Source organism: Coleofasciculus sp. F4-SAH-05, from assembly GCF_040222985.1.
Lineage (GTDB): Bacteria > Cyanobacteriota > Cyanobacteriia > Cyanobacteriales > Coleofasciculaceae > Coleofasciculus > Coleofasciculus chthonoplastes.
The window spans coordinates 1-3435 of record NZ_JAVKBY010000077.1; the positions used below are offsets into that span (position 1 = coordinate 1).

The window sequence follows — 3435 nt, forward strand, 5'->3', positions numbered from 1 at the left end:
AATTATCCCCATCTACATCAGTAAAGTTATTGGTGATATCTAAACTGAAGGAATCTTCGGCTTCAACGGTTTGGTCAGCGATAGGAGAAACTAAGGTGGGGTCATTGTTGACTACAGGTGCAGGAGTAATATCTAACTCAAACCCATCAGTTTGTGTACCCCCTTGCCCATCCGATGCTGTGACCAAAATATTCAGTTGAGTTTCATCACCTGTATCTGGCGTACCGCTGAATGTACCTGTCTGGGAGTCAAAAGTTAACCAATCAGGTAAGGCGTTTCCATCTGCTAATGTGGCGCTGTAGGTTAGATTATCGCCATCTACATCAGTAAAGTTATTGGTGATATCTAAGCTAAAGGAGTCTTCGGCTTCAACATTTTGGTCAGCGATGGGAGAAACTAAGGTGGGGTCATTGTTTACCACAGGTGCAGGAGTGATATCTAACTCAAACCCATCAGTTTGTGTTCCCCCTTGTCCATCCGATGCTGTAACCAAAATATTTAGTGCGGTTTCATCCCCTGTATCGGGTGTACCACTGAATGTACCAGTTTGTGAGTCAAAACTTAACCAAGAAGGAAGGGCATTTCCATCTGCTAATGTGGCGCTGTAGGTTAAATTGTCGCCATCCGCATCAGTAAAGTTATTGGTGATATCTAAACTGAAGGCGTCTTCAGCTTCAACCGTTTGGTCAGCAATAGGAGAAACTAAGGTGGGGTCATTGTTCCCACCCCCCGTTGAACCTGAATCTTCAAAGAAAGCCCCTGCTGTTATATCTGGATTTCCGACAAGATGTGTCGGAACTGGACCGCCATTATCCTGCAAAGGTTCAAGTTGAACATCAAGGATTGTAATCGTGGCAGTTGCGTTATAATCGTTCCAATTATTGGTCAACTTGGGTGGATATTGGTAATTACCGCCATTGTCAATGAGTTCTCTATTTGTGTGTTGCTGAATCCCCCAATCATTTGTGCCATTATCAGCTGTATTTTCGTAAAAAATGGTATTCTGAACGCTGACATCGGCATTCTGACTTATTGATACACCGCCACCAACCCAGCTTGCGTTATTGTAGGCAATTGTCGAATCAATAATTTCCGTGGGACTGTACAATGTCATTCCACCGCCTACACTTCCCGATGTATCGCCTGTGGTTTGATTCCCGGAAAACGTGCTGTTAATAATTTGAGCCGGGGCGTCATACGTCCATAAACCACCTCCCTGATGGGCGGCTGTATTATTGGAAAAAGTTGTGTCACGAACCACTAATCCTTTGTTGAGTCCGTTGCTGAGTTGAACAACGGCTCCTCCATTCCCCTTATTTCCGCCATTAGGGAGTGCTAAAACTTCGTTATTTTCAAAGAGGCTACCTTCAATAATTACATTGTCCTGTGTGCCTGTATAGAGGTAAGCCGCACCGCCTTCCCCGCGACCTTTATTTCCTTCAAAGACACTATCAATAATCTGAATAGTGCCAGAGGTTTCATCACTTCCACTACTGGCGCGGTCTGTGTAAATGGCACCACCATAACCTCTCAAGGATGGATGATTGTTACCCGTATCATAAAATGCGGCGGTAGTGTCGTTATTAAGGAACGTGGAGTTTTCAATGGTTAACTTGCCTTGAAGACTATTAATTGCCCCACCATTAATTCCTTGGTTGTTGGTAAATTCACTATTGGTGATAGTGATTTCTCCAGGACTGACAAAAGCAATTCCACCAGCACCGCGTTCATCATTTCCAGCGACGGCTTTATTATTATCAAAGGTGCTGGCGTTAACGATTAAATCGGTTTCCCAGGCGCTGTAGATTGCGCCGCCACCATTATCCGCAACATTGTTCTGAAACTGAACATTATCGACTGTTAATGCGCCTTGATGAGTGATTTCAATCGCGCCACCTTGTTCGGCGGTATACCCGTCGATGAGATTAAGGTTTCTTAAGGTCAGGCTGGCGTTGAAATCTTGATTCGAGTTGACATAAAAAATGCGGGATTGATTGTTCCCGCTAATGGTTAAACCGGGAGCGTCCGCCCCATCAATGGTGATATCTTTCCCTGGGCTAATTTCCAGTTGACCAGTGGTTATGGTAATGGTGTCTCCGGCGATACTGGAACTGAATTTAATCGTGTCTCCTGATTGCGCTAAAGTCAGTGCTTCTCGTAAAGAACCCGCGCCATTGTCTTGTGTGTTGGTAACAATTAGCTGTTGTGACATTATTCAATCTCCGAGAATAGTGGGTGAATTACAATCGTTTTCTGGTGGTTTTCAGCAGGGTTAGGAAAGAAGAGAGTTGTGTAGCGATTGTTGATTTTTTATTCTTCTCCAAGCAAATAAGATAAACAATTTTTGCTCCTGTTTCTAGATTGGCAAAAAACAATTACACCCTCTATATCTATTAATAGAACAAGAATTTAAAAATGACAGGTGGCAGCGAGGGTAGTTTACTAAATCTTCATAAATAATTTTTGGTTCTATTATGAAGACTTTATAAAGCCAAAGTAGAATAAAGCGTATCAGCGCTGCTGAATCTAAGCTCTATCAAGTGATTAGACCTATCAGTAGGTGGACACAATTAAAGTTAGCGGTAGAGATTAGGGAACAGGGAACAGGGAACAGTAAGGGTTTGAGACTTGTTTACATAACTTAATCCAGTTAAGTTTATTTCCACCAACCTACTTAGTCAGAATAATTGACCAATATGCAGTCAGTATAAATAATTAAGAAAGGTGGACTAAAGAGAGGGAATAGAACGATGGGAAAAGCGGGTTGAGATGGTTTTGTGGAGGACAATATCCGAAAATGAGACAAAAGGCAGTAAATTAGCCAAAAATAGACACCTAGACAAGGCATGACATTAACGAATATACGAATTATCTTAGTTGAACCCGCAGGTGCTTTGAACATCGGATCAGTTGCCCGGGTGATGAAAAATATGGGCTTGAACCAGTTATGGCTGGTCAATCCCCATTGTAATCCAAGGGCATCAGAAGCGCGGCAGATGGCAGTTCATGGTGTCGATGTTTTAGAATCAGCCCAACAGGTGGCAATGTTACCTGAGGCGTTACAGGGATGTCAACGTGCGATCGCAACCACTGCTCGTACTCGTCATTTACCGACCACTCTAGAACCACCACGCTCGGCATTAAACTGGTTATTGGCGGATGATATCACCTCTGCCCTGATTTTTGGACCCGAAGATCGGGGGTTGAGCAATGAGGAACTCAACTATGCCCAGCGATTTGTCTGTATTCCCGCCAATCCAGAGTATCCCTCGTTAAATTTAGCTCAGGCGGTGGCAGTTTGCTGTTATGAACTGTTTCAACTCGCTTCCCCACCTCCCCAGACGTGCCATGGCACGTCTCTACAAGCTTTTTCTATTCAGCTTTCTGCCTGCTTGCTGTAGAATTATCCATCTAATAAAGAACGAGTGTCTTTTG

1 protein-coding gene and 1 pseudogene are annotated in these 3435 nt (G+C 43.6%); one reads left to right on the forward strand and one right to left on the reverse strand.

The genetic code is table 11. From position 1 onward, the window contains the following. On the reverse strand, positions 1–2212 hold a 2212-nt coding region (locus tag RIG27_RS09450), incomplete at its 3' end, for a putative Ig domain-containing protein (RefSeq protein ID WP_446344552.1). Positions 2213–2846: 634 nt separating this feature from the next. Here RIG27_RS09450 and RIG27_RS09455 point away from each other — a divergent pair. Then, positions 2847–3335: pseudogene (locus RIG27_RS09455) on the forward strand (RNA methyltransferase); the annotation flags it as partial. Positions 3336–3435 lie beyond the last annotated feature (100 nt).